We start from the raw sequence: 1,258 nt of genomic DNA, 5'->3' as shown, positions 1-1,258 counted from the left end.
CTTTGTAGATTACATGATATCCGAATTGCGTCTTTACCGGCGTTTTGCTCATCTCACCATCTTTTAGCGCAAACGCTGCTTTTTCAAACTCCGGCACCATCATGCCTTTGCCAAAAGAGCCCAAATCGCCACCGTTTTCTTTCGCACTTGGATCGATTGAAATTTCTTTGGCTAGCTTATTAAATTCCTCTTTTAAATTCTCTTTTTTGACTTTTGATAGCTTCGCAATCGCGTTTTTAGCAGCCTTTTCGTCTGCTACTAAGATATGACTTGCGGTAACGGAATCTGGTTGCATGAAATTCTGTTTATTTTCATCGTAAATTTTTTTAGCTTCCTCGTCGCTGATGCTTACGTCTTTAGCCTGTTCGCGTTGCCATAGATTAAATGCGATGCCATCTTTAGCAAGCTCTAGCTGATGTTTATATTCGTCGCTGTTTTCAATACCTGATTTTTTCGCCTCTGCGATTAGAAGTTTGTATTTGATCAGATCATCGATTAGTTTCTTCTTCTCATCGGCAGTCGGTTCCTGTCCGCCGTGCTGCATACCTTGAGCCAAAAACGGTGCAACATCCTCATCCGTAATAGTGATATTTGCGTCTTTTGCAGTAGCCAAAACGCCTGCATTAAGCGAAGATATAGCCATAGCGGCAACAAAGCTGAAAGATAAAATTCTTTTCATTATTTTTCCTTTATTCGGTAAATTTCGCGCAATTATAAAAAAAGATAGTAAACAAAATAGCGAATGCCAGCAAATTCGGCGCGAATCCTGCGCCGAATTTTAAAAAGAGAGGAGTTAAAACGATGGAATGATTGCGCCTTTATATTGCGTCTCGATAAACTTTTTCACTTTCTCGCTTTGAATCGCTTTATCTAGCGCCTTGATTTTAGGGCTGTTTTCGTTGCCTTCTTTAACGCTGATGACATTTGTGTAAGGGTTGCCCTCAGCCTTTTCTAAAAATAGCGAATCCTTGATTGGGTTTAAATTTGCGTTAAAGGCAAAATTTGAGTTGATAACCGCAATATCTACATCGCCCAGGGTGCGTGGAAGCGCGGCGCCTTCAAGCTCTAAAATTTCTAAATTTTTAGGATTTTTTGTGACGTCCAGCGGCGTGCGAAGCTTGGCGTTTTGATCTACTTCGATGAGCCCCGCGGCTACGAGCAGATCAAGTGCGCGGCTTTCGTTAGTCGGATCGTTCGGCACGGCAACTTTGGCACCGTTTTTAAGATCTTTTAAATTTTTAATCTTATGACTGTAGAT

2 protein-coding genes are annotated in these 1,258 nt (G+C 41.3%); both read right to left on the bottom strand.

Annotated features, from left to right (window positions below):
* Window positions 1-679, bottom strand: a 679-nt coding sequence (locus Q0614_RS04005) for a peptidylprolyl isomerase (protein ID WP_298786707.1), incomplete at its 3' end; no start/stop codon positions are given.
* A 114-nt stretch (window positions 680-793) separates the two neighbouring features.
* Window positions 794-1,258: MetQ/NlpA family ABC transporter substrate-binding protein (locus tag Q0614_RS04000; protein ID WP_298786705.1), on the bottom strand; the 465-nt coding region annotated here is incomplete at its 5' end.

Source organism: uncultured Campylobacter sp. (assembly GCF_937997595.1).
In the GTDB taxonomy this organism is placed as follows: Bacteria; Campylobacterota; Campylobacteria; order Campylobacterales; family Campylobacteraceae; genus Campylobacter_B.
Note: the sequence above shows the minus strand (reverse complement) of the source record. Positions and strands in the feature narration are given on the sequence as shown.